Raw genomic sequence first — 24,171 nt, 5'->3', positions numbered from 1 at the left:
ACAAGGAGATGGTGCTGCCGGGCGACAACGTGTCGATGAAGGTGAGCCTGATTGCGCCGATCGCCATGGAGGAGGGCTTGCGCTTTGCCATCCGCGAGGGTGGCCGCACCGTGGGCGCCGGCGTCGTTGCCAAAATCATCAAGTAATTTTGATGGCCTGGCGGGGGCGCGCCCCCCGCCCGAATTCGTTCTTTAGGGATTCCCATGAAAAACCAGAAAATCCGCATCCGCCTCAAGGCGTTTGACTACAAGCTGATCGACCAGTCGGCTGCCGAGATCGTCGACACCGCCAAGCGCACGGGCGCCGTGGTGCGGGGCCCGGTGCCGCTGCCCACGCGCATTCGCCGCTACGACGTGCTGCGCTCGCCGCACGTCAACAAGACCTCGCGCGACCAGTTCGAAATGCGCACGCACCAGCGCCTGATGGACATCGTCGATCCCACCGACAAGACCGTGGACGCCCTGATGCGCCTCGATCTGCCCGCCGGCGTGGATGTCGAGATCGCGCTGCAGTAAATACCGCGATCTTCACACGAGAATGCCCTGCATCGCAGGGCATTTTTGTTGCCGGCCTGGGGATATCCCTAATTTCCCCGTGTTTCGCCCATTTTGTGCCAATATCCCTTTGTTTTCTCACATATTCAGGACGTACACATGACGACTATCCAGCGCATCGAACCCGGCGCACGCATGAGCCAGGCCGTGGTCCATGGGCAAACGGTTTATCTGGCGGGCCAGACCGGCAATCTCGGCGAGGGCCTTCAGGACCAGGTCCGCAGCGCCCTGGCTGAAGTCGAGCGATTGCTGGCGGCGACGGGCAGCAGCAAGTCGCGGATTCTGGCCGCCACGATCTGGCTGGCCGACATGGCCGACTTTGCCGCGATGAATGCCGTCTGGGAGGCCTGGATCGATCCCGCCAATCCGCCGGCCCGCGCGACGGGCCAGGCTGCCTTGGCCGATCCGGGCTACAAGTTCGAAGTCATCATCACTGCAGCGGTGTGAGCCAGCAGGGCATCGCACCACTCAAAGGGCCGACTGCCCGGCGTCAGCGGTACGCCGGGCACTATTGATCCCCGCAGGTTCGGTCGGCGCAAACCATTGCTTGCCTGTTCCTCCTATGTTATGATCAAGAGCTTTCCCGTATATTTCGGCGAAAAGCGCGCAGTATCGTAGTATTCCTAGCCCCGGCCAATCGTAGTCGGGAATGAAAACTGTGGGGAAACACCCCCCGGAGAAAACAATGTCGAATCCGACACCTACGCCCGCGGCCTGGCGCCTTGGGCTCGTGGGACGCAAGGTTGGCATGACCCGCATCTTTACCGAGGAAGGCGAGTCCATCCCGGTCACTGTGCTGGATGTGTCCAACAATCGCGTCGCCCAGGTCAAGACGCCCGAAATCGACGGCTATGCGGCGATTCAACTCGCCTATGGCGAGCGTCGTGCATCGCGCGTGACCAAGGCCGAGGCCGGGCATTACGCCAAGGCCGGCATCGAGGCCGGCAGCACCCTCAAGGAATTCCGTCTGGACCCCGCCCGCGCGGCCGAGTTCACCGCCGGTTCGGTGGTGGCCGTGGAATCCGTGTTCGAGGTCGGCCAGCTGGTCGACGTCACCGGCACCACGATCGGCAAGGGCTTCGCCGGCACGATCAAGCGCCACCACTTCGGCGCCCAGCGCGCCACGCACGGCAACTCGCGCTCGCACCGCGTGCCGGGCTCCATCGGCCAGGCGCAGGATCCGGGCCGCATCTTCCCCGGCAAGAAAATGTCGGGCCACCTCGGTGACGTGACCCGCACCGTCCAGAACCTGGACGTGGTGCGCGTGGACGCCGAACGCGGCCTGCTGCTGGTCCGCGGCGCCGTGCCCGGCCATAAGAACGCCGACATCGTCGTGCGTCCCGCCGTCAAGGCCACGCCCAAGAAAGGAGCCTAATCATGGAACTCAAGCTCCTGAATGATCAGGGTCAGTCGGCGGCGACCGTCGCCGTCCCGGAGACGGTGTTCGGCCGCGACTTCAACGAGGCGCTGGTCCACCAGGTCGTCGTGGCCTTCCAGGCCAACGCCCGCATGGGCAACCGCGCCCAGAAGGACCGCGGCACCGTCAAGCACTCCACCAAAAAGCCCTGGCGCCAGAAAGGCACCGGGCGTGCCCGTTCGGGCATGACGTCCTCGCCGATCTGGCGTGGGGGCGGCCGCGCCTTCCCGAACTCGCCCGACGAGAACTTCAGCCACAAGGTCAACAAGAAAATGTACCGCGCCGGCTTGCGCGCCATTTTCTCGCAACTCGCCCGCGAGGACCGTATCGCCGTGGTCGAGGCCTTCGCGCTCGAGGCGCCCAAGACCAAGCTGGCCGCGGCCAAGCTCAAGGACCTGGGCGTCAGCGATTCCGTCCTGATCATCACCGATGCCCTGGACGAGAACGTCTATCTCGCCACGCGCAACCTGCCCAATGTGGCGGTCATCGAGACGCGCTACGCCGATCCGCTGTCCCTGATCCACTACAAGAACGTGCTGATCACCAAGCCGGCGATGGCCCAACTCGAGGAGATGCTGGGATGAATGCCGAACGTCTGATGCAAGTCATTCTGGCGCCCGTGGTCACCGAAAAGTCCACGCTGGTCGCCGAAAAGAACAACCAGGTCGCTTTCCGCGTCGTCGCGGACGCCACCAAGCCCGAGATCAAGGCCGCCGTTGAACTGTTGTTCAAGGTCGAGGTCGATTCCGTGCAGGTGGCCAACCGCAAGGGCAAGGAAAAGCGCTTCGGCCGTTATATGGGCCGTCGCCGCAATGAACGTAAAGCCTATGTCAGCCTCAAGGCCGGCCAGGAAATCGACTTTACGGAGGTGAACTAAATGGCACTCGTCAAAGTCAAACCGACGTCCGCCGGCCGCCGGGGCATGATCAAGGTCGTGCACCCCGAGCTGCACAAGGGTCCGGGCTATGCCCCCCTGCTGGAAAGGCAATCGCGCGTCTCCGGCCGCAACAACAACGGCCACATCACGGTCCGCCATCGCGGCGGCGGTCACAAGCAGCACTACCGCGTCATTGATTTCCGCCGCAACAAGGACGGGATCGTAGCCAAGGTCGAGCGCCTGGAATACGACCCCAACCGCACGGCGCACATCGCCTTGCTGTGCTACGCCGATGGCGAGCGCCGCTACATCATCGCCCCGCGCGGCCTCGAGGTCGGCGCCAAGGTGGTGTCGGGCCTCGAAGCCCCCATCCGCACCGGCAATACCCTGCCGATCCGTGCGATCCCGGTTGGTGCCACGATCCACTGCATCGAGATGCTGCCCGGCAAGGGCGCCCAACTGGCCCGTTCGGCCGGCGCTTCCGCCGTGCTGCTGGCCCGTGAAGGCACCTACGCCCAGGTCCGGCTGCGCTCCGGCGAAGTCCGCCGCGTCCACATCGACTGCCGCGCCACGATTGGCGAGGTCGGCAACGGCGACCACAGCCTGCGCCAGATCGGCAAGGCCGGCGCGGTGCGCTGGCGCGGTGTGCGTCCGACGGTTCGTGGCGTGGCCATGAACCCGGTGGATCACCCGCATGGCGGCGGCGAAGGCCGCACCGGCGAAGGCCGCGAACCCGTCAGCCCGTGGGGCACTCCCACCAAGGGCTATCGGACCCGTCGTAACAAGCGCACGGACAATATGATTGTCTCGCGTCGCAAGCGCAAGTAAGGGGCGAACACTATGTCACGTTCGATCAAGAAAGGCCCGTTCGTCGATGCGCATCTGATCGCGAAGGTCGATGCCGCCGTCGGGGGCAAAGAGAAAAAGCCGATCAAGACCTGGTCGCGCCGTTCCACCATCCTGCCCGAGTTCATTGGGCTGACGATTGCCGTGCACAACGGCCGCCAGCACGTTCCCGTCTATATCAACGAGAACATGGTCGGCCACAAGCTCGGCGAGTTCGCCCTGACCCGCACGTTCAAGGGTCACGCGGCCGACAAAAAGTCCAAGAGGTAAGTGATGGAAACTACAGCAGTCATCCGTGGCGTCCACATTTCCGCGCAAAAGACCCGCCTGGTGGCGGACCTGATCCGCGGAAAGTCGGTCGCGCAGGCGCTGAACATCCTGACGTTCAGCCCCAAGAAGGCGGCGGGCATCCTCAAGAAAGCCCTTGAGTCGGCCATCGCCAACGCCGAGCACAACGACGGCGCCGACATCGACGAGCTCAAGGTCACCACGATCTATGTGGACAAGGCCCAGTCGATGAAGCGCTTTTCCGCCCGGGCCAAGGGCCGCGGCAACCGCATCGAAAAGCAGACCTGCCACATCGTGGTCAAGGTCGGGGCGTAAGGAGTCACAATGGGACAGAAAATTCACCCGATTGGGTTCCGCCTCGCGGTCAACCATAACTGGACCTCGCGCTGGTACGCCAACGACAAGACCTACGGCAGCATGCTGGCCGAGGACATCCGCGTGCGCGAGTACCTGAAAAAGAAGCTCAAGAACGCCTCGGTGGGCAAGGTCATCATCGAGCGTCCCGCCAAGAACGCCCGCATCACCGTGTACTCGGCCCGTCCGGGTGTGGTGATCGGCAAGCGCGGCGAGGACATCGAGAACCTCAAGGGCGACCTGCAGCGCCTGATGGGCGTGCCGGTGCACGTCAACATCGAGGAAATCCGCAAGCCCGAGACCGACGCGCAGCTGATCGCCGACTCGATCGCCCAGCAGCTCGAAAAGCGCATCATGTTCCGCCGCGCGATGAAACGCGCCATGCAGAACGCCATGCGCCTGGGCGCTCAGGGCATCAAGATCATGAGCTCCGGCCGCCTGAACGGCATCGAGATCGCCCGTACCGAGTGGTATCGCGAAGGCCGTGTGCCCCTGCACACCCTGCGCGCCAACATCGACTACGGCACGTCCGAGGCGCAGACGACCTACGGGATCATCGGGATCAAGGTCTGGGTCTACAAGGGCGACATGCTGCCCAACGGCGAGATGCCGCCCGAGACGGCCGCCCCGCGCGACGAGGAACGTCGTCCGCGCCGCGCGCCGCGCAGCGATCGTCCCGGCCGCCCCGGTGGCCGTGGGCGCGGCCCGCGCAAGGATGCCGCCTCGGCGGCACCCGCGCCTGAAGGAGAATAAACATGTTGTCACCCTCTCGCAGGAAATACCGCAAAGAGCAGAAAGGCCGCAATACCGGCCTGGCTACGCGCGGCGTTCAGGTCTCCTTCGGCGAGTTCGGTCTGAAGGCCACCGGTCGTGGCCGTCTGACCGCCCGCCAGATCGAGGCCGCGCGTCGTGCCATCAACCGCCACATCAAGCGCGGCGGCCGTATCTGGATCCGCATCTTCCCGGACAAGCCCATTTCGCAGAAACCTGCCGAAGTCCGTATGGGCAAGGGCAAGGGCAATCCGGAGTACTGGGTCGCCGAGATCCAGCCCGGCAAGGTGCTCTACGAGATGGAGGGCGTCAGCGAGGAACTCGCGCGCGAGGCCTTCCGCCTGGCCGCCGCCAAGCTGCCGATCTCCACGACCTTCGTGTCGCGTCGCGTCGGCGCCTAAGGAAACCACCATGAAAGCCAGTGAACTTCGTACCAAGGACGCCGCCGGGCTGCAGGCTGAACTCGAAAGCCTGCTGAAGGCGCAGTTCAATCTGCGCATGCAGCGCGCCACCCAGCAGCTTTCCAATACCAGCCAATTGGGCAAGGTGCGCCGCGACATCGCGCGCATCCGCACCATCATGGCCCAGAACGCAGGAAAGTAAAATGACCGAAACTCAAAAAGACACGAGCAAGCGTCAGCGCACGCTGGTCGGCAAGGTCGTCAGCAACAAGATGGACAAGACCGTCGTGGTCAGCGTCCAGACCCGCGTCAAGCACCCCGTGCTGGGCAAGTTCGTCAACCGTTCCGCCAAGTACAAGGCGCATGACGAAACCAACCAGTACAACGAGGGCGACACCGTGGAAATCGCCGAAGGCCGCCCCATCAGCAAGTCCAAATCCTGGACCGTGGTGCGCCTGCTGGAGGCCGCGCGCGTCATCTGACGTTCCACGCCCCAGCACACGACCCCGCCGGCTTTGCCCGCGGGGTTGTTTTTTGCCTGATACACTGTCCCCATCCCCCGCGGCATCGAGGACGACAGGATGGACATCACTTGCTTTGACGACTTGCTGGCGGCTGCACGCCGGCAGCCCAACCCCCAGCGGCTGCTGTTCGTGTTCGTGGCCAGTGCCGTGTCCGGCGACTCGACGGCCGCCCAGAAGGCGGCGCATGCACGCGGCGAGGGCGGCGAGCTCGCGCCGGTGCTGTGCGTCGACAAACGCCCGGACGAGCTGGACGGTTTTGCCGTGCTGACGGCGGAATCCGTCCATACCGGCCAGGACTGGCATCTGGTCTTCGTGGCCGCCATGGACGAGGTCGAGGCGCCCGGATCGGCCCAGGGGCGGCAGCGCGTGGACGCCGCCCTGCAGCGCATGGTCCAGATGGTCAAGTTCGGGGCCATCGGCGGCCTGCTGGCGTTCGACCGCGAGGGCGAGCCGGTGACGCTCACGGCCGCCTGACGATCGCCGCGCCGGCCATGACGGCGCGTGCCGCCGGCCAGGCTGGAACTGGTAGCTGATACCGATCCGGAACATGTCCACCTTGGGCCGGTAGCTGTCGGTGTGATAGTTCACGTCGCCGTCGTCCTCGACGTAGGTGAAGTCGAAGTTCTTGGTCTTGAAGCCCACGTGCAGGTATTCCCCGCGCAGGTGCCAGTTCCGGCTCATGGCGTATTCGAAACCCGCACCGGCCACCCAGCCCTTCAGCGTGTCCGAACGGCTATGAAAAGGCATGTCGGGTCTCCTGGATGAATCGGGGCCGAGGACATGATAGGTGGGATGCGCGCCGGCGCCTCGTGCGGGCGTCTCGGGACATGCGTGAGTCCGTGTCAGGGGGACTTGCCGGCGACGACCTGCGCCCGATAATCGCGGGGGCTGCAGCCGTAGCGCCGGCGAAGCAGCGCACCGAGGTTCGAGGGATCGTAGAGGCCGCAGCCCTGCGCCATGGCCCAGATGGGGCGGCGGTCATCGGGATCGGCAAGCAGGCGCCGGAAGCGCTCGAGGCGCAGTTCCCGGATATAGGCCGCCACGCTGAGGCCGCGGCTGCGCAACAGGGCGGTCAGCGGGCTGTTGCGCAGGGCGTCGTACAGAATCCACGGTGCGGGCGGCCTTACTGCGATGGGGAACGCGAGTGCATCGTACCGATTTGCTGGAATACCAGGTCCGAGGGGCGCCCCCGCGAAAATGCATGCGGCCGCGCGCCGGGGTCCTCAGGATTCATGAGTGTCCTCCTTGAGCGCGCGCCGCAGGATCTTGCCCACGTTGCTGCGGGGCAGGCTGTCGCGGAACTCGACGTGCCGGGGCACCTTGTAGCCGGTCAACAGGCGGTGGCAGTGGGCGATGACCTCGGCCTCGGTCAGTGCGGGGTCCTTGCGCACGACGTAGAGCTTGACCGCCTCGCCGGACGTGGTGCTGGGCACGCCGATGGCGGCCGCCTCGAGGATGCCGGGATGCTCCATGGCGGCGGCTTCGATCTCGTTGGGATATACGTTGAAGCCGGACACCAGGATCATGTCCTTTTTGCGATCGAGAATGAACACGTAGCCCTGCGCGTCCATGGAACCGATGTCGCCCGTCATGAGGAAGCCGTCGGCGTCGAAGGCCGCGGCGGTTTCCTCGGGCCGGTTCCAGTATCCCGCGGTGACTTGGGGACCCTTGACGCAGATCTCGCCCGCCTGGCCGATGGGCATGTCGCGGCCGTTCTCGCGTATCCTCAGGTCGGTCGACGGGATGGGCAGGCCGATCGATCCATTGAAGTCGATCCGATCCAGCGGGTTGATCGTCACCGCCGGCGAGGTTTCGGTCAGGCCGTAGGCCTGGGCGATGGGCTGTCCGGTGACCTCGAGCCAGCGCCGCGCGACGGCCTCCTGGACCGCCATGCCGCCGCCCAGCGAAATGTGCAGGCCGCTGAAGTCCAGGCGCGCGAAATCCGGGTGATTGACCAGGGCATTGAACAGGGTGTTGACCCCGGTGATGGCGGTAAAGCGCAGCGTGCCCATGGCCTTGATCAGCGCCCGGATGTCGCGCGCATCGACGATCAGCAGGTTGCTGGCGCCCAGCTTGAAGAACGTCAGGCAGTTCGCGGTCAGCGCAAAGATATGGTAGAGGGGGAGCGCCGTGACGATGCACTCGCGTTCCCCATCGCAGTAAGGCCGCACCCAGGCGTGCGCCTGGCAGACGTTGGAGACCAGGTTGCCGTGGCTGAGCATGGCGCCCTTGGCCACCCCGGTGGTCCCGCCGGTGTATTGCAGCGCCGCCAGGTCCTCGTGGCCCAGCTGCGGGCGGGTGTATTCGGCGCGCGCGCCGTCGGCGAGCACCTCGGGCAGGCGCCGGGCGCCCGGGATGTCCCAGGCCGGCACCAGGCGCTTGACGTGGCGGGTGACGATGTTGGTGATCGGGCCTCGCAACCAGCCCAGCATGTCGCCCACGGCGGTGACCACCACGCGCCGGACCGCCGTGCCCGCCATGGCGGCCTGCAGCGTATGGGCGAAATTCTCGGCCACCACGACGGTCTGTGCCCCGGAATCGACCAACTGGTGGTTCAGCTCGCGCGCCGTGTACATCGGATTGGTGTTGACGACCGCCGCGCCCGCCATCAGGGTGCCGAACAGGCAAACGGGATACTGCAGCAGGTTGGGCATCATGAGGGCGACGCGCTCGCCCTTGCCCACCCCCTCCGATTGCAGCCAGGCGGCAAAGCGCCGCGCGAGCTCGTGCGTCTGGGCGTAGCTCAGCGAGGCGCCCAGGCTGAGGTAGGCCGTGTTGCCGGCAAAGCGCTGGCAGCAGTCCTCGAACAGATGCGCCAGCGATTCATGGGCCTGGGCCTGGTCCGTGATGTCGGCCGGGACGCCCTCGGGATATTGCGGCAGCCAGATGTGGTCCATGCGGTCCTCGTCAGTGTGCAGGGCCCCGCAGGTCCCCGGGGAAGTCGTCGACGGCGATGACCCGGTCGCGCAGCGCGTTGCGATCCGTGATGCGGCGGTGGTCTTCGTCGGAAATCCCCCCGGCCGCATGGACCGCGTCGGCGATGTCGCGCACGTTGGCGCGTGGATCGGCCGGGTCGATGCGGCCGGATTTTTCGAATTCGCGGATGCGCTTGTCGATCTCCAGTGTATCCCGCGTGGCGAGGAAGGCCGCCTCGAGCACGCCCAGGGGTTCGTCGAGGTCGCGGGGCGCATAGACGCCGCCGGTCAGGCGGTCCCGCGCGCCGCCGGGCACCGTGAGCACGTCGGCCGCGGCCCGCGCCAGCGCGTCGGAGGGCGCCCGGCAGGGCCGGCCCCAGGGAAAGAGGGCGATGCGCAGCGCGCAGCCGAGGATGCGATTGGGGAAATTGTCGAGCAGGGCGAAGCAGGCTTCCTGCATGCGGTGGAAGGCATCCTCGATCGCCCAGTGCGCAAGCGGCGCGTCGGCCGCCTGGCGCCCCTCGTCCTGGTAGCGCTTGAGCGTGGCCGAGACCAGAACCATCTGGGACAGGACGTCGCCCAGCCGCGCCGACAGGCTTTCGCGGCGCTTGAGCGCGCCGCCCAGCGTCAGCATGGCGACGTCGGCCAGGGTGGCGAAGGCCGCCGAGAACCGCATCAGCTGACGGTAGTGACGCGCCATCTCGGGGGCCACCGAGGTGTCCGGCCGCGCCAGCCATGCCCCCGTGAGGCCGTGGCCGACGGCGCGCAGCGCATTGAACACCGCATGGCGCACGTGCGCCCAGAACGCAATGTCGAAGTCACGCAGGCCTTGTTCGGCGTCCTCGGCCTGTGCGGCGCGCATTTCGGCCAGCACGTAGGGGTGGCAGCGGATCGCGCCCTGGCCGAAGATGATCAGGCTGCGCGTCAGGATATTGGCGCCCTCGACCGTGATGCCCACCGGCAATTGCTGGTAGGCGCGTCCGAGGAAATTCGACGGCCCGAGGCAGATGCCCTTGCCGCCGATCACATCCATGCCGTCGTTGACCACGAGTCGGCCGCGCTCGGTCACGTGGTATTTGACGATGGCCGACAGGACGGCGGGCCGCTCGCCCAGATCGACCGCGCCGGCGGTCATGACGCGCGCCGCATCCATCATGTAGGCGTGGCCGCCGATGCGCGCCAGCGCCTCGGTCACCCCTTCGAAATGATGGATGCGCGTGCGGAACTGGTCGCGCACCACGCTGTAGGCGCCCACCGCGCGGGCGGTGAGCTGGGCCATGCCGGCATAGGACGAGGGCAGCGAGATCGAGCGTCCGGCGGCCAGGCATTCCATCAGCATGCGCCAGCCCTGGCCGGCCATGGCCGGGCCGCCGATGATGAAATCCAGCGGCATGAAGACGTCGCGTCCGCGCGTCGGGCCGTTCATGAACATCGCGTCCAGCGGAAAATGCCGGCGGCCGGTCTCGACCCCCGGATGGTCGGCGGGCACCAGCGCGCAGGTGATGCCGATGTCGCGGGCCTCGCCCAGCAGGCCGTCCGGGTCCGTCAGGCGGAAGGCCAGGCCCAGGATCGTGCAGACCGGGCCGAGCGTGATGTAGCGCTTGTCCCAGGTGACGCGCATGCCGATGACTTCGCGGCCTTGCCATTCGCCCTTGCAGACGACGCCGTGATCCGGGATGGCGGCGGCGTCCGAGCCCGCCCACGGGCTGGTCAGCGCAAAGGCCGGGACCTCGTCGCCGGCGGCCAGGCGCGGCAGATAGTGGTTCTTTTGCTCGTCGGTGCCGTAGCGCAGCAGGAGCTCCGCCGGGCCCAGGGAATTGGGCACCATCACGCTGACCGACAGCGCCGAGCTACGCGTCGACAGCTTCATCACCACCGCCGAGTGCGCCAGGGCCGAGAACTCGAGGCCGCCGTAGGCCTTGGGGATGATCATGCCGAGGAAGCCATGGCGCTTGATGTAGTCCCAGGCGGCGGGCGGCAGATCGTGATCCTCGCGGCTGACGCGCCAATCGTCCACCATGGCGCACAGCGTCTCGACCTCCTGGTCCAGGAAGGATTGTTCCGCGTCGCTCAGCCGCGGGGCGGGAATGGCGTGCAGCGCCCGCGCGCTGGGGCGGCCGCGAAACAGTTCGCCCTCCCACCACACCGTCCCCGCCTCCAGCGCCTCGCGTTCCGTGTCCGACATGCGCGGCAGGATCTTGCGAAAGACGCGATAGAGGGGGCGGCTGAGGTGGCGGATGCGCAAGTCCTCGCGGCCGATGAGGAACGCGGCCGCGACCAGGACCAGCAGCAACAGGATCAGCAAGGTGGTCATGATCGTGTCTCCTTGGCGTCATGGGGGCCGCGACGCCCCCTGGATTGCGGGGCCGGCCTCAAGTCTGCGTGACGAACTTGGTGACCAGGTAGCCGTCGAAGGTCTCGGTGCCGCCCTCGCTGCCGATGCCGCTGTCCTTGACGCCGCCGAAGGGGGTCTCGGGCAGGGCGCTGCCGAAATGGTTGATGTTCACCAGGCCCGATTCCAGCGCCTGCGAAGCATGGTGCGCCGTCTGCAGGCTGCGGGTGAATACGTAGGCCGACAGGCCGAAGGGCAGGGAATTGGCGCGGCGCAGGGCGTCCTCGGGATCGCTGAAGCGGCTGATGGGAGCGATCGGGCCGAAGGGCTCCTCGGTCATCAGCAGCGCATCGTCGGGCAGCCCGCCGACCACCGTGGGCTCGAAGAAGAATCCCGGCCGATCCAGGCGCCCGCCGCCCAGCAGCACCTCGCCGCCGCGCGCCCGCGCATCCTCGACGAAGCGTTCCATTGCGGGCAGCCTCCGTTCGTGGGCCAGCGGACCCATCTCGGTGTCCGGTGCCAGGCCGTCGCCCACGCGGACACTGCGCAGCTCGTCGAGGAAGGTCTCGAGGAATGCGTCGTAGGCACCGTCCTGGATGTAGAAGCGGGTGGGCGAGATGCACACCTGGCCGGCGTTGCGGACCTTGAAGCGGGCCAGCAGGCGCGCCGCGCGCGGCACGTCGGCGTCGTCGAACACCAGCACCGGCGAATGGCCGCCCAGCTCCATGGTGACGCGCTTCATGTGCGCGCCGGCCAGCGCGGCCAGCTGCTTGCCCACCGGCACCGAGCCGGTGAACGAGACCTTGCGCACGATGGGCGAGCGGATCAGCGTATCCGACACCTCGGCGGGCACGCCCCAGACCACATTGAGCACCCCCGGCGGCAGGCCCGCGTCGTGGAACATGCGGGCAATGGCCATGACCGCGCTGGGCGCGTCCTCCGGCCCCTTGAGAATGATGGTGCAGCCCGCGCCGATGGCCGCGCAGACCTTCCGGATCGCCTGGTTGTACGGGAAATTCCACGGCGTGAAGGCCGCGCACACGCCCACCGGTTCGCGCAGCACCATCTGGCGCACCTCGGGCTTGCGCGCCGGGATGATGCGCCCGTAGATGCGCCGGCACTCCTCGGCGTGCCAGTCGGCGTGGTCGGCGCAGGCGATGATCTCGCCGCGCGACTCGGCCAGCGGCTTGCCCTGGTCCAGGGTCAGGGCGCGGGCGATGTCCTCGGCGCGCTCGCGCGAGAGCTGCGCGACCTGGCGCAGGATGGCCGAGCGCTCCATGGGCGAACTGTGGCGCCACTGGCCAAAGGCGCGCTGGGCGGCCGCCAGGGCGCGCTGCAGGTCCTCGGGCCGGGCGTGGGGCAGCTGGCCCAGGACCTCGCCGGTGGCCGGGTTGATGACGTCCTGCTCGGGGCGGCCCTCGCCGCCCAGGAATTCGCCGTCGATATAGAGCGCTAATGGGGTGTACATGGGGTGGTTTCTCCTGAATGTCCGGATGATAGCCCGCGGCCTGGATAGGCGGGCCGGTTTCTGGAACCACAGGTAACGCGTCGGCGTGGGCGCTGTCAAGTCCGCAAGTCGGGTTGTTCTTGGGGTTTTGTGCCGCAGGCTATAAACTGCTGGGCAATTCATTTCGGCTCGGCATCTGGACCAGTATGGCTTCCGTGCGGCAACTCCTGGTGATTTCCTCGATCGTCATCGCCTGTATCCTGGTGGGCATGCTGGCCATGGGCCTGAGCATGATGGGGCGCAGCCTGCAGACCCAATCGCAGGCCGATAGCGAAAACGCGGTCGCGACCCTGGCCCTGGCGCTGCAGGGCCGGCCCGACGATGCGCGCGCCCGGGTACTGGACGCGGTCTTTCAGCAGGGCCGCTACCAGTCGCTGCGCCTGGTAGCGGCCGACGGCCGCCCGGTCTACGAGGGCGCCCATGGCGACCAGGCGGTCGGCGATGCGCCGGCCTGGTTTTCCGGCCTGGTTTCGACCGGCACGCACCTGGCCCAGCGACGCATGGCCGACGGCGCCACCCTGAGCCTGGTCATCGATCCCCGCCCGGGGCGCGACACACTGTGGGCCCATGCGCTCCAGTGGTCGCTGCTGGCGCTGGGCATCGCGGCCTTCTGGGGGCTGTTCGCCGCGGCCCTGGTCGCGCGCCTGCGCCGCGAGTTCGGCGGCGCGTCCGACGACGCGCCCGAGGTCAAGGTCACCGACTCGGCGCCCGCTGATGCGGAACTCATCGACGAGGTGGCCGACCGCGTCCCGCCCACCGTCGACGAGCAGATGGCGCGCATCGAATTCCTGGAGATCGAACTCAACCGCGATCCGGTCACCGGCCTGGCCAATCGGGCGTACTTCCTCAACGAACTCAAGCGCCTGCTGCGCGACGACACGCACCAGGGCGCCGTCAGCGGCTACGTCCTGCTGATGCGCCAGCGCGACATGGCCCGCATCCAGAACCAGACGCCCCGCGCCGAGGTGGACGACTGGCTGCGCCTGCTGGGGCAGCGCCTGACCGGGACCATGGACGAGTATCCCGCCACGCAATCGCTGGTCGCGCGCCTGAACGGGGCCGACTTCGTGGTGTTGTTCCCGGTGGGCGGCGGCCCCGAGGTCATGCGTCCCATCCAGCGCCTGCGCCAGGTGCTCGACACCCTGCGCGTGCCCCTCGACAGCCACAACCTGTCCCGCTGGGCGCTGGCGCTGACCGACTACACGGCCCAGTGCACCACCAAGGAAGTCCTGACGCGCCTGGATCTGGCCCTGATGTGCGCCGAGAGCGCCGGCCACGCCGAGGTCGAATTCATGTCCCATGCCGATCGGCAGGACGGCGCGCCCCAATTCGGCGAGGCGTCCTGGCGTGCCCTGATCGGCCAGGCGCTGGCGCACGACCGATTCAGGCTGGACGTCCGGCCCGTCGCCTATGAGGGCGACGAACTCGAGGCGCGCCATGAGGCCACCCTCAGCCTGCACGAGGACGATCCCGACCAGCCCTCGATTTCGGGCTTCCTGTTCATGCCGGCGGCCCAGCGCCTGGGCCTGTCGGCCGCCTGCGACCTGCGCGCCATCGCATTGGGGCTCGGGTGGCTGGGCGCGAACGAGGGCGTCCTGGTGGTGCGGGTGTCGGTCGCTTCTTTGCTCGATGGCCATTTCTGCGGCGAAACCGGTGACTTGCTGCGGCGCGCGGGCGACGATCTTGCGCAGCGTCTGGCGATCGAGCTCGACGCCTATGGCCTGGTCCATCATGCCGAGGCCTTCAAGGCCTTTGCCGACGCGGTGATGGCGGCGGACGGCCACATCGGCCTGCGCGGCCTGGACATGCAGACCGAGGCCCTGCAGCACATCCACGAGGTCGATTTCACCTACGTCAAGCTGGGCGGCAGCCTGGTGCGCAACCTCGTGTCCAGCCCCGGCGGCGTCCAGATCCTGGTCGCCGTCACCGAGACCGCCATCGGGATGGGGATGAAGGTCTACGTGGACGACGTCGAGGACGAGCGTGTGCGCCGCATGGTCGAGGAGTACGGGGCGCTGCCGCGGGCCTCGGCGCGGCTCCGGTCGATCTAGGGTCCGGTCCGGGTCGTTGGGCTTGCATGCCTTTTATCTTTATCCTATAATTTCGGTCTTGTCCGCGTTTGGGTGCGGTCCTTGCCTTTGAGGGCGGGGGTTTTGCGGCCCGTATGGTGGATAAGGCAGTGACATAAGGCAGTAACCTTCATTTTTCGTGGCGCATCGCGAATCCGCGCGCGTCACGGATGGCAAGATTTCAACCCAGGGCCGACGCGGCTTTTCGTGCCGGCTTGACGGGACCAAAACTGGCTGCGTTGCCTGATACGGGCTTCGTTGTTAAGTTGGAACAGGAAAAATCATGATCCAAATGCAGACCACGCTGGACGTGGCCGACAACACCGGTGCGCGGACCCTCATGTGCATCAAGGTGCTGGGCGGCTCCAAGCGCCGTTATGCCGCTATCGGGGACATCATCAAGGTCACCGTCAAGGAAGCGGCCCCCCGCGGGCGCGTCAAGAAAGGCGAAATTTACAATGCCGTGGTGGTGCGTACCGCCAAGGGCGTGCGCCGCAAGGACGGTTCGCTGATCCGTTTCGGCGGCAACGCCGCCGTGTTGCTCAACGCCAAGCTCGAACCCATCGGCACGCGTATCTTCGGACCGGTCACGCGCGAGCTGCGGACCGAAAAGTTCATGAAGATCGTGTCCCTGGCGCCCGAAGTGCTGTAAGGAGCAGATCATGCAAAACATTCGCAAAGGCGACGAAGTCATCGTCCTCAGCGGCCGCGATCGCCGCCGCCGCGGCACCGTGCTGCGCCGCGTGGGACCCGACCACGTCCTGGTCGAGGGCATCAACGTCGTCAAGAAGCACACGCGCGGCAACCCCATGGCCGGCACCCAGGGCGGCATCATCGACAAGACCATGCCCATCCACGTCTCGAACGTGGCGATCTACAACCCCGAGACCGGCAAGGCCGACCGCGTGGGCGTGAAGGTCGTGGACGGGGCCAAGGTCCGCATTTTCCGTTCCAGCGGCGCTGTCGTTGGCGCGAAGGCTTAAGAGGCAATCATGGCTCGTTTACAAGACTTCTACCGCAGCAAGGTGGCGGCCGACTTGCAGGCCAAGTTCGGCTACAAGTCCCCCATGCAAGTGCCGCGCATCACCAAGATCACCCTGAACATGGGTGTGTCCGAGGCCGTGGCCGACAAGAAAATCATCGAGAACGCGGTCTCCGACCTGACCAAGATCTCCGGCCAGAAGCCCGTGGTCACCAAGACCCGCAAGGCCATCGCCGGCTTCAAGATCCGCGAGGACTACCCGATCGGCTGCATGGTCACCCTGCGCGGCCGCCGCATGTATGAATTCCTGGATCGCCTGGTCGCCGTGGCCCTGCCGCGCGTGCGCGACTTCCGGGGCGTCTCGGGCCGGGCCTTCGACGGCCGCGGCAACTACAACATCGGTGTCAAGGAACAGATCATCTTCCCTGAAATCGAATATGACAAGATCGACGCGGTGCGCGGGATGAACATCAGCATCACCACCTCCGCCAAGACCGACGAGGAAGCCAAGGCGCTGCTGAGCGCGTTCAGCTTCCCCTTCCGTAACTAAGGGGCTGACGTGGCAAAACTTTCCCTCATCAACCGCGATATCAAGCGCGCCAAGCAAGTCGAGAAATTCGCTGCCAAGCGTGCCGCCCTCAAGGCGATCATCGACGATCAGAGCCGGTCCGACGAGGACCGCTACCAGGCTCGTCTGCAGCTGCAGAAGCTGCCGCGCAATTCCAGCCCGTCGCGCCAGCGCAACCGCTGCATCGTGACCGGCCGTGCCCGTGGCGTCTTCAGCAAATTCGGCCTGACGCGCCATAAACTGCGCGAAATGGCCATGCGCGGCGAAATCCCCGGCATGACCAAGGCCAGCTGGTAAGAGGAACAACACCATGAGCATGAGCGATCCCATCGCCGATATGCTGACCCGCGTGCGCAACGCGCAGCAGGTCAACAAGACGTCGGTTTCCATGCCCTCCTCCAAGCTGAAGGCGGCTATTGCCGCCGTGCTCAAGGACGAAGGCTACATCGAGGATTTCCGCATCGGCGGCGAGTCAGCCAAGCCGCAGCTGGAAATCACTCTGAAATACTACGCCGGCCGTCCGGTGATCGAGCGCATCGACCGCGTCTCGCGCCCCGGCCTGCGCATCTACAAGAGCAGCGCCACGATTCCCCAGGTCATGAACGGCCTGGGCGTGGCGATCGTCTCGACTCCGCGTGGCGTCATGACGGACCGCAAGGCCCGCGCCTCCGGCGTGGGCGGCGAAGTCCTCTGCTACGTGGCATAAGGAGGCCGACATGTCACGTATCGCCAAATACCCCGTTGCGCTGCCCAAGGGCGTCGATGCCACGATCAGCGCCGGACAGATCGTCGTCAAGGGCCCGCTGGGCACCCTGAGCCAGGCGCTGACCGGCGAGGTCCGCATCAACCAGGAAGACGGCCAATTGACGTTCGTCGCCGCCGACGAGTCCCGCCAGGCCAATGCCATGTCGGGCACGGTGCGTGCCCTGGTGGCCAACATGGTCACCGGCGTCAGCACCGGCTTCGAGCGCAAGCTGAACCTGGTCGGCGTGGGTTTCCGCGCCCAGGTCCAGGGCTCCGCCCTGAAGCTCCAGCTTGGTTTCTCGCACGACATCCTCCACGAGATCCCTGACGGGATCAAGATCGAGTGCCCGACCCAGACCGAAGTCCTGGTCAAGGGCGCCGACAAGCAGGTCGTCGGGCAGGTGGCCGCCGAGATCCGCGCCTATCGCGAACCCGAACCCTACAAGGGCAAGGGCGTGCGCTATGCGAATGAGCGGGTCATCATGAAAGAAACCAAGAAGAAATAAGCACGCAGGCAAGGACGAATCATGGACAAGAAACTCTCGCGTTTGCGTCGTGCCGTGGCGACCCGCCGCAAGATTCACGAATTGCGCGTGCATCGCCTGTCGGTGCATCGCACGAATCTGCACATCTACGCCAACATCATTTCGCCGGAAGGCGACCGCGTGCTCGTCAGCGCCTCGACGCTCGAGCCCGAGGTCCGCAAGGAACTCGCCAGCCAGAATGTCAACGGCGGCAATACCGCCGCGGCCGGCCTGGTCGGCAAGCGCGTGGCCGAAAAGGCCAAGGCCGCCGGCATCGAACTCGTTGCCTTCGACCGCTCCGGCTTCCGTTACCATGGCCGCGTCAAGGCGCTGGCCGAAGCCGCGCGTGAAGCCGGCTTGAAGTTCTAAGGGAATCAAATGGCTAAAGCACAAGGCAAGCACGCCCCGGAGCAGGAACGCGACGACGGCATGCGTGAAAAGATGATTGCGGTCAACCGCGTCAGCAAGGTCGTCAAGGGCGGCCGCACGATGAGCTTCGCCGCCCTGACCGTGGTCGGCGACGGCGATGGCCGCATCGGCATGGGCAAGGGCAAGGCCCGCGAAGTCCCGGTTGCCGTCCAGAAGGCCATGGAACAGGCCCGTCGCGGCCTGGTCAAGGTTGCCCTCAAGAACGGCACGCTGCACCATACCGTGGTCGGCAAGCACGGCGCCTCGACGGTGCTGATCTCGCCGGCCGCCGAAGGGACGGGCGTGATCGCCGGCGGCCCGATGCGCGCGATCTTCGAGGTCATGGGCGTGCGCAACGTGGTGGCCAAGAGCCTGGGCTCCAGCAATCCGTACAACATGGTCCGCGCGACCCTCAACGGCCTGCGCGCGTGCTCCACCCCGGCGGAGATCGCCGCCAAGCGCGGCAAGTCCGTCGAAGACATCCTGGGGTAAGTCATGGCTGAAAAGCAAATCAAGGTTACGCTCGTGCGCTCCGTCATCGGCACCCACAAGTCCCATCGCGCCACCGTGCGCGGGCTGGGCCTGGGCCGCGTGAACAGCAGCCGCGTGCTGGTCGATACGCCCGAGGTGCGTGGGATGATCCGCAAGGTGGATTATCTGGTCACCGTCTCGGACGTCTGATAAGGAATCGAGATGTCTGTCACTCAATTGAATACGCTCAAGCCCGCCGAAGGCGCCAAGCGCGACCGCCGCCGGGTGGGACGCGGCATCGGCTCCGGCCTGGGCAAGACCGGCGGCCGCGGCCACAAGGGGCAGAAGTCCCGCGCGGGCGGCTTCCACAAGGTCGGCTTCGAAGGCGGTCAGATGCCGCTGCAGCGCCGCCTGCCCAAGCGCGGCTTCACGCCGCTGGGCCGCCACCTGTACGCCGAGGTCCGCCTGTCCGACCTGCAGGCCCTGCCCGTCGACGAGATCGACGTCCAGGTCCTGAAGGCCGCCGGCGTGGTCGGCGAGCTCGTGCGCTACGCCAAGGTCATCAAGACCGGCGAGCTCACCCGCAAGGTCGCCCTCAAGGGCATCGCAGCCACGGCCGGCGCTCGCGCCGCGATCGAGGCGGCCGGCGGCACGCTGGCGTAAAGGGGCTGCAGTGGCCAAAGCGCAGGCACAAAAGACCAGTGCGGGATACGGCGACCTCAAGCGCCGCATCCTGTTCCTCGTCCTCGCCCTGATCGTCTATCGCTTCGGGACGCACATCCCCGTGCCCGGCATCAACCCGGACGCGCTGGCGGACATGTTCCAGCAGAACTCGGGCGGGATCCTGGGGTTGTTCAACATGTTCTCGGGCGGCGCGCTCGAGCGCTTCTCGGTGCTCGCGCTGGGGATCATGCCGTACATCTCGGCGGCCATCATCATGCAGCTGCTGGCGGTGGTCGTGCCCACGCTCGAAGCCATCAAGAAGGAAGGCCAGTCGGGCCAGCGCAAGATCACCCAGTACACCCGCTACGGCACGGTGTTCCTCGCGCTGTTCCAGGCCGTCGGCATCTCGGTCGCGCTGGAATCGCAGCCGGGGCTGGTGATCGAACCGGGGCTGCTGTTCCGCTTCACCACCATCGTCTCCCTGGTGACCGGCGCCATGTTCCTCATGTGGCTGGGCGAACAGATCACCGAGCGGGGGCTGGGCAACGGCATCTCGCTGCTGATTTTCGCCGGGATCGTGGCCGGCCTGCCCGGCGCGCTGGGCGGCATGCTGGACCTGGTGCGCACCGACTCGATGTCGATCCTCTCGGCGCTGTTCATCCTGGCCCTGGTGGTCGCGGTCACGTATTTCGTGGTCTTCGTCGAGCGCGGCCAACGCCGCATCACGGTGAATTACGCCAAGCGCCAGGTGGGCAACAAGCTCTACGGCGGGCAAAGCTCGCACCTGCCGCTCAAGCTCAACATGTCGGGCGTGATTCCGCCGATCTTCGCTTCGTCGATCATCCTGCTGCCGGCGACGGTGACCAGCTGGTTCTCGAACAGCCCCAACATGCGGTGGCTGGGCGACCTGGCGGCCGCGCTTTCGCCGCAGCAGCCGCTGTACGTGACGCTGTACTCGGGCTTGATCATTTTCTTCTGCTTCTTCTACACGGCCTTGGTATTCAACAGCCGCGAGACGGCGGACAACCTGAAAAAAAGCGGTGCATTCGTCCCCGGGATCCGTCCCGGCGAGCAAACGGCCCGCTACATCGACAAGATCCTCATGCGCCTGACACTGGCCGGTGCGGTCTATGTCACGCTGGTTTGCCTGCTGCCCGAACTGATGCAGATGCGCTGGAACGTGCCGTTCTATTTCGGCGGAACGTCCTTGCTGATCATCGTCGTGGTCGCCATGGATTTCATGGCCCAGGCGCAGGCCTACATGATGTCCCAACAGTACGATTCGCTCCTCAAGAAAGCCAATTTCAAGGGTGCGGGTCTGCCCATGCGCTAGAGATCATGTCCAAGGACGACGTCATACAGATGCAGGGGGAAGTCCTCGAGAACCTTCCCAACGCAACATTTCGTGTCAAGCTCGAAAACGGCCACGTGGTTCTGGGCCATATTTCCGGCAAGATGCGCATGCATTACATCCGGATCCTGCCGGGTGACAAGGTCACGGTGGAGCTCACGCCCTACGACCTGTCGCGTGCCAGGATAGTTTTCCGCTCCAAATAAGCGGCCGGTCACAGAAACCAGGAGATCACCATGAAGGTAATGGCATCGGTAAAGCGGATCTGCCGCAACTGCAAGATCATCAAACGTCACGGCGTGGTGCGCGTCATCTGCACCGACCCGCGTCACAAGCAACGCCAAGGCTAAGGCCGGGCGTAACGGAATCAACAAGGAACAGTCATGGCCCGTATCGCTGGCATCAACATTCCGCCGCATCAGCATACCGAAATCGGCTTGACCGCCATTTTCGGCATTGGTCGCACTCGTGCCCGCAAGATCTGCGACGCTTCCGGCATCGAGTACTCCAAAAAGGTCAAGGACCTGACCGATGCGGAACTCGAGCGTATTCGCGAGCAGGTCGGCGCGTTCACCGTCGAGGGTGACCTGCGTCGCGAGGTTCAGCTCTCCATCAAGCGCCTGATCGACCTGGGCACCTATCGCGGCATGCGCCACAAGCGCGGCCTGCCCGTGCGCGGGCAGCGCACGCGCACGAATGCGCGCACCCGCAAGGGCCCGCGTCGCGCCGCAGCGTCCCTGAAGAAATAATCGAGGAACCAGAACATGGCGAAAGCTCAGAGCGGCGCCGCGCGCGTCCGCAAGAAAGTCAAGAAGAACGTCTCGGACGGCATTGCGCACGTCCACGCGTCCTTCAACAACACCATCATCACCATCACCGACCGCCAGGGCAATGCCTTGTCGTGGGCGACCTCGGGCGGCGCCGGCTTCAAGGGCTCGCGCAAGTCCACGCCGTTCGCCGCGCAGGTGGCCGCCGAATCGGCCGGCCGCGTTGCGCAGGAATACGGCATCAAGACCCTGGAAGTCCGCATCAAGGGCCCCGGCCCGGGACGCGAATCCTCCGTGCGCGCCCTCAATGCCCTGGGGATCAAGATCTCCAGCATTTCGGACATCACGCCCGTGCCGCACAACGGCTGCCGTCCGCCCAAGCGTCGTCGTATCTAAGGGGATCACTGTGGCACGTTACATTGGACCTAAATGCAAGCTTTCGCGCCGCGAAGGCACGGACCTGTTCCTCAAGAGCGCGCGCCGCTCGCTGGACTCCAAGTGCAAGCTCGAATCCAAGCCCGGCCAGCACGGCCGCATCTCGGGTTCGCGGACCTCGGACTTCGGCCAGCAGCTGCGTGAAAAGCAAAAACTCAAGCGCATGTACGGCGTCCTGGAAAAGCAGTTCCGCAAGTACTTCGCCGAGGCCGATCGCCGTCGCGGCAACACGGGTGAAACCCTGATCCAGTTGCTGGAATCGCGGCTGGACAACGTCGTCTATCGCATGGGCTTCGGCTCGACGCGCGCCGAGGCTCGCCAGCTGGTGAACCATCGCGCCATCGAGCTGAACGGCCGCACGGCCGACATCGCCTCCATGCTGGTCAAGGCCGGGGACGTGATTTCGGTGCGCGAGAAGGCCAAGAGCCAGTCCCGCATCAAGGAATCCCTGGATCTGGCGACCGGCAACGGCTTGCCCCAGTGGGTCGAGGTCGACGCCGGCAAGCTCTCGGGCGTGTTCAAGCAGGTCCCGGATCGCCAGGACGTCGCCCGCGACGTCAACGAATCCATGGTCGTGGAACTGTATTCCCGTTGATCGATCGGCTTTACGCATTTTTGCAGCCCACTGCGCCGCGGACGGTGCGGTGGGCTGTGTGGTTGTCTTCACCGGTCCATCCGGTCCTGTCATCAGCCTTATCGGTGTAACGAGCCGAGGGTATTGAAAAGGGAACACATATGTCTTCACAAGGTTTTCTCAAGCCGCGCAACATCACCGTCGAATCGCTGGGCGCCAATCACGCCAAGGTGGTGATGGAGCCCTTCGAGCGCGGCTACGGCCACACGCTGGGCAACGCCCTGCGCCGCATCCTGCTGTCCTCCATGACGGGCTATGCGCCCACCGAGGTCCAGATCACCGGCGTGGTGCACGAGTACTCCACGATCGCCGGCGTGCGCGAGGACGTGGTCGACATCCTGCTGAACCTCAAGGGCGTGGTGTTCAAGCTGCACAACCGCGACGAAGTCACCCTGCAGCTGAACAAGCAGGGCGCAGGCCCCGTGCGCGCCAGCGACATCGAGCTGCCGCATGACGTCGAGATCGTCAATCCCGATCACCTCATCGCCACCCTGACCGACGACGGCAAGCTGGAAATGCAGATCAAGGTCGAGCAGGGCCGCGGCTATGTGCCGGGCAACGTGCGCGCCCTGGTCGACGACCGCTCCGCCACCATCGGCCAGATCGTGCTGGATGCCTCCTTCAGCCCGGTGCGGCGCGTCAGCTACGCGGTCGAGAACGCCCGCGTCGAACAACGCACCGACCTCGACAAGCTCGTCCTGGACGTGCAGACCAACGGCGTGATCTCGCCCGAGGAAGCCGTGCGCCAGTCGGCCCGCATCCTGATGGACCAGATCTCGGTGTTCGTCTCGCTGGCCGACAAGGACGCCGGCCAGACCTCCCTGGGCGCCGGCCTGGGCCAGGTCGGCGGCGGCGCACAGATCGATCCGGTGCTGCTGCGTCCGGTCGACGACCTCGAGCTGACCGTGCGTTCGGCCAACTGCCTCAAGGCCGAGAACATCTACTACATCGGCGACCTGATCCAGCGCAGCGAAAACGAGCTCCTGAAGACCCCCAACCTGGGCCGCAAGTCGCTCAACGAGATCAAGGAAGTCCTGGCCGCGCGCGGCTTGACCCTGGGCATGAAGCTCGAAAACTGGCCGCCCGTCGGCCTCGAGCGCCCCTGATCCGTATCACACCCCGGCGCGGCCCTGGCCGCCCGGGGATTCACACTCCCGGACCGCGGCGCAGCCGATAGAAGATCCGGACAACGCGGGACATCCCGCCCATAGATTCAAAAGGAAACTGAAATGCGTCATCGTAGCGGCCTTCGCAAGCTCAATCGCACCAGCAGCCACCGCCTCGCCATGTTCCGCAACATGGCCGTGTCCCTGCTGACCCACGAAGCCATCAAGACCACCCTGCCCAAGGCCAAGGAACTGCGCCGCGTGGTCGAGCCCCTGATCACCCTGGGCAAGAATCCCACCCTGGCCAACCGTCGCCTGGCCTTCGCCCGCCTGCGCGATCGCGACGCCGTCACCAAGCTCTTCAACGAGATCGGTCCGCGCTACCAGGCCCGCAACGGCGGCTACACCCGCGTGCTCAAGATGGGTTTCCGCCAGGGCGACAATGCGCCCATGGCCTACATGGAACTGGTTGATCGCCCCGAGGTCGAGGCGCCCGCCGACGCCGAATGATCACTGACCCCGCGCGCGGCCTTGCCGCGGGCGGGGTGTCAGGACCCGCCGACACCTCGGCGCAGGCTCTGTCTTGCGCCGGGGTGTTTGTATTTGCGCGGTTGGCGCCGCGTGAAGTCTTCGCCTGGCGGGCGAGCTGTCTCACGCCTTCGT

36 protein-coding genes and 1 pseudogene are annotated in these 24,171 nt (G+C 66.0%); 33 read left to right on the top strand and 4 right to left on the bottom strand.

What is annotated here, in order from left to right:
- From tuf to OOZ48_RS16860, 14 genes and pseudogenes are all read left to right on the top strand, one after another.
- A pseudogene (gene tuf, locus OOZ48_RS16925) lies at window positions 1–146 on the top strand (elongation factor Tu); the annotation flags it as partial.
- A gap of 57 nt (window positions 147–203) precedes the next feature.
- Complete coding sequence (rpsJ, locus tag OOZ48_RS16920; protein ID WP_132477883.1) at window positions 204–515, top strand: 30S ribosomal protein S10; 312 nt, start codon at window positions 204–206, stop codon at window positions 513–515.
- Window positions 516–653: 138 nt separating this feature from the next.
- Window positions 654–1,001 carry a RidA family protein gene (locus OOZ48_RS16915; protein WP_269499991.1) on the top strand — a complete coding sequence of 116 codons (348 nt, stop codon included), beginning with the start codon at window positions 654–656 and terminating at the stop codon, window positions 999–1,001.
- Between the two features lie 238 nt (window positions 1,002–1,239).
- On the top strand, window positions 1,240–1,929 hold the full coding sequence (gene rplC, locus OOZ48_RS16910) for a 50S ribosomal protein L3 (protein WP_269499990.1): 690 nt from the start codon (window positions 1,240–1,242) through the stop codon (window positions 1,927–1,929).
- Window positions 1,930–1,931: 2 nt separating this feature from the next.
- Complete coding sequence (rplD, locus tag OOZ48_RS16905) at window positions 1,932–2,555, top strand: 50S ribosomal protein L4 (protein ID WP_269499989.1); 624 nt, start codon at window positions 1,932–1,934, stop codon at window positions 2,553–2,555.
- A complete protein-coding gene (gene rplW / locus OOZ48_RS16900; RefSeq protein ID WP_269499988.1) occupies window positions 2,552–2,848 on the top strand; it encodes a 50S ribosomal protein L23 in 297 nt (98 codons plus the stop codon). Before rplD ends, rplW begins: the two co-directional genes overlap by 4 nt.
- The gene (gene rplB / locus OOZ48_RS16895; RefSeq protein ID WP_269499987.1) at window positions 2,849–3,676 is read left to right on the top strand and encodes a 50S ribosomal protein L2; all 828 of its coding nucleotides are present in this window, start codon (window positions 2,849–2,851) and stop codon (window positions 3,674–3,676) included.
- A 12-nt stretch (window positions 3,677–3,688) separates the two neighbouring features.
- The gene (rpsS, locus tag OOZ48_RS16890) at window positions 3,689–3,964 is read left to right on the top strand and encodes a 30S ribosomal protein S19 (RefSeq protein WP_269499986.1); all 276 of its coding nucleotides are present in this window, start codon (window positions 3,689–3,691) and stop codon (window positions 3,962–3,964) included.
- Window positions 3,965–4,297, top strand: a complete 333-nt coding sequence (gene rplV, locus OOZ48_RS16885) for a 50S ribosomal protein L22 (RefSeq protein WP_332108284.1) — start codon at window positions 3,965–3,967, stop codon at window positions 4,295–4,297.
- A 9-nt stretch (window positions 4,298–4,306) separates the two neighbouring features.
- Entirely contained in the window at window positions 4,307–5,089 is a 783-nt protein-coding gene (gene rpsC / locus OOZ48_RS16880; protein WP_269499984.1) for a 30S ribosomal protein S3, read from the top strand.
- 2 nt (window positions 5,090–5,091) lie between these two features.
- Window positions 5,092–5,508: a 50S ribosomal protein L16 gene (rplP, locus tag OOZ48_RS16875; protein WP_269499983.1), complete on the top strand. Its 417-nt coding sequence runs from the start codon at window positions 5,092–5,094 to the stop codon at window positions 5,506–5,508.
- A gap of 10 nt (window positions 5,509–5,518) precedes the next feature.
- Complete coding sequence (rpmC, locus tag OOZ48_RS16870; protein ID WP_269499982.1) at window positions 5,519–5,710, top strand: 50S ribosomal protein L29; 192 nt, start codon at window positions 5,519–5,521, stop codon at window positions 5,708–5,710.
- Between the two features lies 1 nt (window position 5,711).
- Window positions 5,712–5,990 (top strand): 30S ribosomal protein S17, encoded by a 279-nt coding sequence (gene rpsQ, locus OOZ48_RS16865; protein WP_269499981.1) that lies wholly within the window; start codon window positions 5,712–5,714, stop codon window positions 5,988–5,990.
- A 99-nt stretch (window positions 5,991–6,089) separates the two neighbouring features.
- Window positions 6,090–6,506, top strand: coding sequence for a ribonucleotide reductase subunit alpha (locus OOZ48_RS16860; protein ID WP_269499980.1), 417 nt, complete (start codon window positions 6,090–6,092; stop codon window positions 6,504–6,506).
- A 368-nt stretch (window positions 6,507–6,874) separates the two neighbouring features.
- Here OOZ48_RS16860 and OOZ48_RS16855 read toward each other — a convergent pair whose 3' ends face one another.
- The 4 genes from OOZ48_RS16855 to OOZ48_RS16840 form a co-directional block, all read right to left on the bottom strand.
- Entirely contained in the window at window positions 6,875–7,096 is a 222-nt protein-coding gene (locus tag OOZ48_RS16855; protein ID WP_269499979.1) for a helix-turn-helix domain-containing protein, read from the bottom strand.
- Between the two features lie 159 nt (window positions 7,097–7,255).
- Window positions 7,256–8,929: an AMP-binding protein gene (locus OOZ48_RS16850; protein ID WP_269499978.1), complete on the bottom strand. Its 1,674-nt coding sequence runs from the start codon at window positions 8,927–8,929 to the stop codon at window positions 7,256–7,258.
- Between the two features lie 10 nt (window positions 8,930–8,939).
- Window positions 8,940–11,261, bottom strand: a complete 2,322-nt coding sequence (locus tag OOZ48_RS16845) for an acyl-CoA dehydrogenase (RefSeq protein WP_269499977.1) — start codon at window positions 11,259–11,261, stop codon at window positions 8,940–8,942.
- 58 nt (window positions 11,262–11,319) lie between these two features.
- Entirely contained in the window at window positions 11,320–12,747 is a 1,428-nt protein-coding gene (locus tag OOZ48_RS16840) for an NAD-dependent succinate-semialdehyde dehydrogenase (protein WP_269499976.1), read from the bottom strand.
- Window positions 12,748–12,932: 185 nt separating this feature from the next.
- Between OOZ48_RS16840 and OOZ48_RS16835 the strand changes: the two genes are divergently transcribed.
- The 19 genes from OOZ48_RS16835 (at window position 12,933) to rplQ (ending at window position 24,018) form a co-directional block, all read left to right on the top strand.
- Window positions 12,933–14,837: an EAL domain-containing protein gene (locus tag OOZ48_RS16835; protein WP_269499975.1), complete on the top strand. Its 1,905-nt coding sequence runs from the start codon at window positions 12,933–12,935 to the stop codon at window positions 14,835–14,837.
- A gap of 301 nt (window positions 14,838–15,138) precedes the next feature.
- Window positions 15,139–15,507: a 50S ribosomal protein L14 gene (gene rplN / locus OOZ48_RS16830; protein WP_269499974.1), complete on the top strand. Its 369-nt coding sequence runs from the start codon at window positions 15,139–15,141 to the stop codon at window positions 15,505–15,507.
- 10 nt (window positions 15,508–15,517) lie between these two features.
- Window positions 15,518–15,838, top strand: coding sequence for a 50S ribosomal protein L24 (gene rplX, locus OOZ48_RS16825; protein ID WP_269499973.1), 321 nt, complete (start codon window positions 15,518–15,520; stop codon window positions 15,836–15,838).
- Between the two features lie 9 nt (window positions 15,839–15,847).
- Entirely contained in the window at window positions 15,848–16,387 is a 540-nt protein-coding gene (gene rplE / locus OOZ48_RS16820) for a 50S ribosomal protein L5 (protein ID WP_269499972.1), read from the top strand.
- A gap of 9 nt (window positions 16,388–16,396) precedes the next feature.
- Complete coding sequence (rpsN, locus tag OOZ48_RS16815; protein ID WP_269499971.1) at window positions 16,397–16,702, top strand: 30S ribosomal protein S14; 306 nt, start codon at window positions 16,397–16,399, stop codon at window positions 16,700–16,702.
- Between the two features lie 13 nt (window positions 16,703–16,715).
- Entirely contained in the window at window positions 16,716–17,111 is a 396-nt protein-coding gene (gene rpsH / locus OOZ48_RS16810; protein ID WP_269499970.1) for a 30S ribosomal protein S8, read from the top strand.
- Between the two features lie 10 nt (window positions 17,112–17,121).
- The gene (rplF, locus tag OOZ48_RS16805) at window positions 17,122–17,655 is read left to right on the top strand and encodes a 50S ribosomal protein L6 (protein WP_269499969.1); all 534 of its coding nucleotides are present in this window, start codon (window positions 17,122–17,124) and stop codon (window positions 17,653–17,655) included.
- A gap of 21 nt (window positions 17,656–17,676) precedes the next feature.
- Window positions 17,677–18,042, top strand: a complete 366-nt coding sequence (rplR, locus tag OOZ48_RS16800; RefSeq protein ID WP_269499968.1) for a 50S ribosomal protein L18 — start codon at window positions 17,677–17,679, stop codon at window positions 18,040–18,042.
- A 9-nt stretch (window positions 18,043–18,051) separates the two neighbouring features.
- Window positions 18,052–18,573, top strand: coding sequence for a 30S ribosomal protein S5 (gene rpsE / locus OOZ48_RS16795; RefSeq protein ID WP_269499967.1), 522 nt, complete (start codon window positions 18,052–18,054; stop codon window positions 18,571–18,573).
- A gap of 3 nt (window positions 18,574–18,576) precedes the next feature.
- Entirely contained in the window at window positions 18,577–18,762 is a 186-nt protein-coding gene (rpmD, locus tag OOZ48_RS16790; RefSeq protein ID WP_269499966.1) for a 50S ribosomal protein L30, read from the top strand.
- Between the two features lie 12 nt (window positions 18,763–18,774).
- Window positions 18,775–19,215 carry a 50S ribosomal protein L15 gene (rplO, locus tag OOZ48_RS16785; protein WP_269499965.1) on the top strand — a complete coding sequence of 147 codons (441 nt, stop codon included), beginning with the start codon at window positions 18,775–18,777 and terminating at the stop codon, window positions 19,213–19,215.
- A 10-nt stretch (window positions 19,216–19,225) separates the two neighbouring features.
- Window positions 19,226–20,548, top strand: a complete 1,323-nt coding sequence (secY, locus tag OOZ48_RS16780) for a preprotein translocase subunit SecY (protein ID WP_269499964.1) — start codon at window positions 19,226–19,228, stop codon at window positions 20,546–20,548.
- 5 nt (window positions 20,549–20,553) lie between these two features.
- Window positions 20,554–20,772 carry a translation initiation factor IF-1 gene (infA, locus tag OOZ48_RS16775; protein WP_165023363.1) on the top strand — a complete coding sequence of 73 codons (219 nt, stop codon included), beginning with the start codon at window positions 20,554–20,556 and terminating at the stop codon, window positions 20,770–20,772.
- A gap of 30 nt (window positions 20,773–20,802) precedes the next feature.
- Window positions 20,803–20,916, top strand: coding sequence for a 50S ribosomal protein L36 (gene rpmJ, locus OOZ48_RS16770; RefSeq protein WP_003805360.1), 114 nt, complete (start codon window positions 20,803–20,805; stop codon window positions 20,914–20,916).
- A 33-nt stretch (window positions 20,917–20,949) separates the two neighbouring features.
- The gene (gene rpsM / locus OOZ48_RS16765; RefSeq protein ID WP_269499963.1) at window positions 20,950–21,315 is read left to right on the top strand and encodes a 30S ribosomal protein S13; all 366 of its coding nucleotides are present in this window, start codon (window positions 20,950–20,952) and stop codon (window positions 21,313–21,315) included.
- 15 nt (window positions 21,316–21,330) lie between these two features.
- Window positions 21,331–21,729 carry a 30S ribosomal protein S11 gene (gene rpsK, locus OOZ48_RS16760; protein ID WP_043678919.1) on the top strand — a complete coding sequence of 133 codons (399 nt, stop codon included), beginning with the start codon at window positions 21,331–21,333 and terminating at the stop codon, window positions 21,727–21,729.
- A 10-nt stretch (window positions 21,730–21,739) separates the two neighbouring features.
- On the top strand, window positions 21,740–22,363 hold the full coding sequence (gene rpsD, locus OOZ48_RS16755) for a 30S ribosomal protein S4 (RefSeq protein ID WP_269499962.1): 624 nt from the start codon (window positions 21,740–21,742) through the stop codon (window positions 22,361–22,363).
- A gap of 140 nt (window positions 22,364–22,503) precedes the next feature.
- On the top strand, window positions 22,504–23,508 hold the full coding sequence (locus OOZ48_RS16750; RefSeq protein ID WP_269499961.1) for a DNA-directed RNA polymerase subunit alpha: 1,005 nt from the start codon (window positions 22,504–22,506) through the stop codon (window positions 23,506–23,508).
- 123 nt (window positions 23,509–23,631) lie between these two features.
- The gene (gene rplQ / locus OOZ48_RS16745) at window positions 23,632–24,018 is read left to right on the top strand and encodes a 50S ribosomal protein L17 (protein ID WP_269499960.1); all 387 of its coding nucleotides are present in this window, start codon (window positions 23,632–23,634) and stop codon (window positions 24,016–24,018) included.
- Window positions 24,019–24,171 lie beyond the last annotated feature (153 nt).

This window comes from Castellaniella sp. S9, from assembly GCF_027257175.1.
Classification (GTDB): Bacteria; Pseudomonadota; Gammaproteobacteria; order Burkholderiales; family Burkholderiaceae_B; genus Castellaniella.
The sequence above is the reverse complement of the archived record's forward strand: the minus strand, read 5'-3'. Positions and strand labels throughout refer to the sequence as shown.

What these genes read in the sequence shown, in the direction of transcription:
- rplC (WP_269499990.1), top strand. Translation starts at nt 1,240, where the DNA reads ATGTCGAATCCGACACCTACGCCCGCGGCCTGGCGCCTTGGGCTCGTG.
- OOZ48_RS16750 (WP_269499961.1), top strand. Translation starts at nt 22,504, where the DNA reads ATGTCTTCACAAGGTTTTCTCAAGCCGCGCAACATCACCGTCGAATCG.
- rplR (WP_269499968.1), top strand. Translation starts at nt 17,677, where the DNA reads ATGGACAAGAAACTCTCGCGTTTGCGTCGTGCCGTGGCGACCCGCCGC.
- rpmJ (WP_003805360.1), top strand. Translation starts at nt 20,803, where the DNA reads ATGAAGGTAATGGCATCGGTAAAGCGGATCTGCCGCAACTGCAAGATC.
- rpsH (WP_269499970.1), top strand. Translation starts at nt 16,716, where the DNA reads ATGAGCATGAGCGATCCCATCGCCGATATGCTGACCCGCGTGCGCAAC.
- OOZ48_RS16860 (WP_269499980.1), top strand. Translation starts at nt 6,090, where the DNA reads ATGGACATCACTTGCTTTGACGACTTGCTGGCGGCTGCACGCCGGCAG.
- rpsC (WP_269499984.1), top strand. Translation starts at nt 4,307, where the DNA reads ATGGGACAGAAAATTCACCCGATTGGGTTCCGCCTCGCGGTCAACCAT.
- rplQ (WP_269499960.1), top strand. Translation starts at nt 23,632, where the DNA reads ATGCGTCATCGTAGCGGCCTTCGCAAGCTCAATCGCACCAGCAGCCAC.
- rpmD (WP_269499966.1), top strand. Translation starts at nt 18,577, where the DNA reads ATGGCTGAAAAGCAAATCAAGGTTACGCTCGTGCGCTCCGTCATCGGC.
- rpsJ (WP_132477883.1), top strand. Translation starts at nt 204, where the DNA reads ATGAAAAACCAGAAAATCCGCATCCGCCTCAAGGCGTTTGACTACAAG.
- rpsM (WP_269499963.1), top strand. Translation starts at nt 20,950, where the DNA reads ATGGCCCGTATCGCTGGCATCAACATTCCGCCGCATCAGCATACCGAA.
- rplO (WP_269499965.1), top strand. Translation starts at nt 18,775, where the DNA reads ATGTCTGTCACTCAATTGAATACGCTCAAGCCCGCCGAAGGCGCCAAG.
- rplP (WP_269499983.1), top strand. Translation starts at nt 5,092, where the DNA reads ATGTTGTCACCCTCTCGCAGGAAATACCGCAAAGAGCAGAAAGGCCGC.
- rpsK (WP_043678919.1), top strand. Translation starts at nt 21,331, where the DNA reads ATGGCGAAAGCTCAGAGCGGCGCCGCGCGCGTCCGCAAGAAAGTCAAG.
- rplB (WP_269499987.1), top strand. Translation starts at nt 2,849, where the DNA reads ATGGCACTCGTCAAAGTCAAACCGACGTCCGCCGGCCGCCGGGGCATG.
- OOZ48_RS16835 (WP_269499975.1), top strand. Translation starts at nt 12,933, where the DNA reads ATGGCTTCCGTGCGGCAACTCCTGGTGATTTCCTCGATCGTCATCGCC.
- OOZ48_RS16845 (WP_269499977.1), bottom strand. Translation starts at nt 11,261, where the DNA reads ATGACCACCTTGCTGATCCTGTTGCTGCTGGTCCTGGTCGCGGCCGCG.
- rpsE (WP_269499967.1), top strand. Translation starts at nt 18,052, where the DNA reads ATGGCTAAAGCACAAGGCAAGCACGCCCCGGAGCAGGAACGCGACGAC.
- rplE (WP_269499972.1), top strand. Translation starts at nt 15,848, where the DNA reads ATGGCTCGTTTACAAGACTTCTACCGCAGCAAGGTGGCGGCCGACTTG.
- rplN (WP_269499974.1), top strand. Translation starts at nt 15,139, where the DNA reads ATGATCCAAATGCAGACCACGCTGGACGTGGCCGACAACACCGGTGCG.
- rplW (WP_269499988.1), top strand. Translation starts at nt 2,552, where the DNA reads ATGAATGCCGAACGTCTGATGCAAGTCATTCTGGCGCCCGTGGTCACC.
- rplF (WP_269499969.1), top strand. Translation starts at nt 17,122, where the DNA reads ATGTCACGTATCGCCAAATACCCCGTTGCGCTGCCCAAGGGCGTCGAT.
- rpmC (WP_269499982.1), top strand. Translation starts at nt 5,519, where the DNA reads ATGAAAGCCAGTGAACTTCGTACCAAGGACGCCGCCGGGCTGCAGGCT.
- rplX (WP_269499973.1), top strand. Translation starts at nt 15,518, where the DNA reads ATGCAAAACATTCGCAAAGGCGACGAAGTCATCGTCCTCAGCGGCCGC.
- OOZ48_RS16850 (WP_269499978.1), bottom strand. Translation starts at nt 8,929, where the DNA reads ATGGACCACATCTGGCTGCCGCAATATCCCGAGGGCGTCCCGGCCGAC.
- rplD (WP_269499989.1), top strand. Translation starts at nt 1,932, where the DNA reads ATGGAACTCAAGCTCCTGAATGATCAGGGTCAGTCGGCGGCGACCGTC.
- rpsQ (WP_269499981.1), top strand. Translation starts at nt 5,712, where the DNA reads ATGACCGAAACTCAAAAAGACACGAGCAAGCGTCAGCGCACGCTGGTC.
- infA (WP_165023363.1), top strand. Translation starts at nt 20,554, where the DNA reads ATGTCCAAGGACGACGTCATACAGATGCAGGGGGAAGTCCTCGAGAAC.
- rpsS (WP_269499986.1), top strand. Translation starts at nt 3,689, where the DNA reads ATGTCACGTTCGATCAAGAAAGGCCCGTTCGTCGATGCGCATCTGATC.
- OOZ48_RS16840 (WP_269499976.1), bottom strand. Translation starts at nt 12,747, where the DNA reads ATGTACACCCCATTAGCGCTCTATATCGACGGCGAATTCCTGGGCGGC.
- OOZ48_RS16915 (WP_269499991.1), top strand. Translation starts at nt 654, where the DNA reads ATGACGACTATCCAGCGCATCGAACCCGGCGCACGCATGAGCCAGGCC.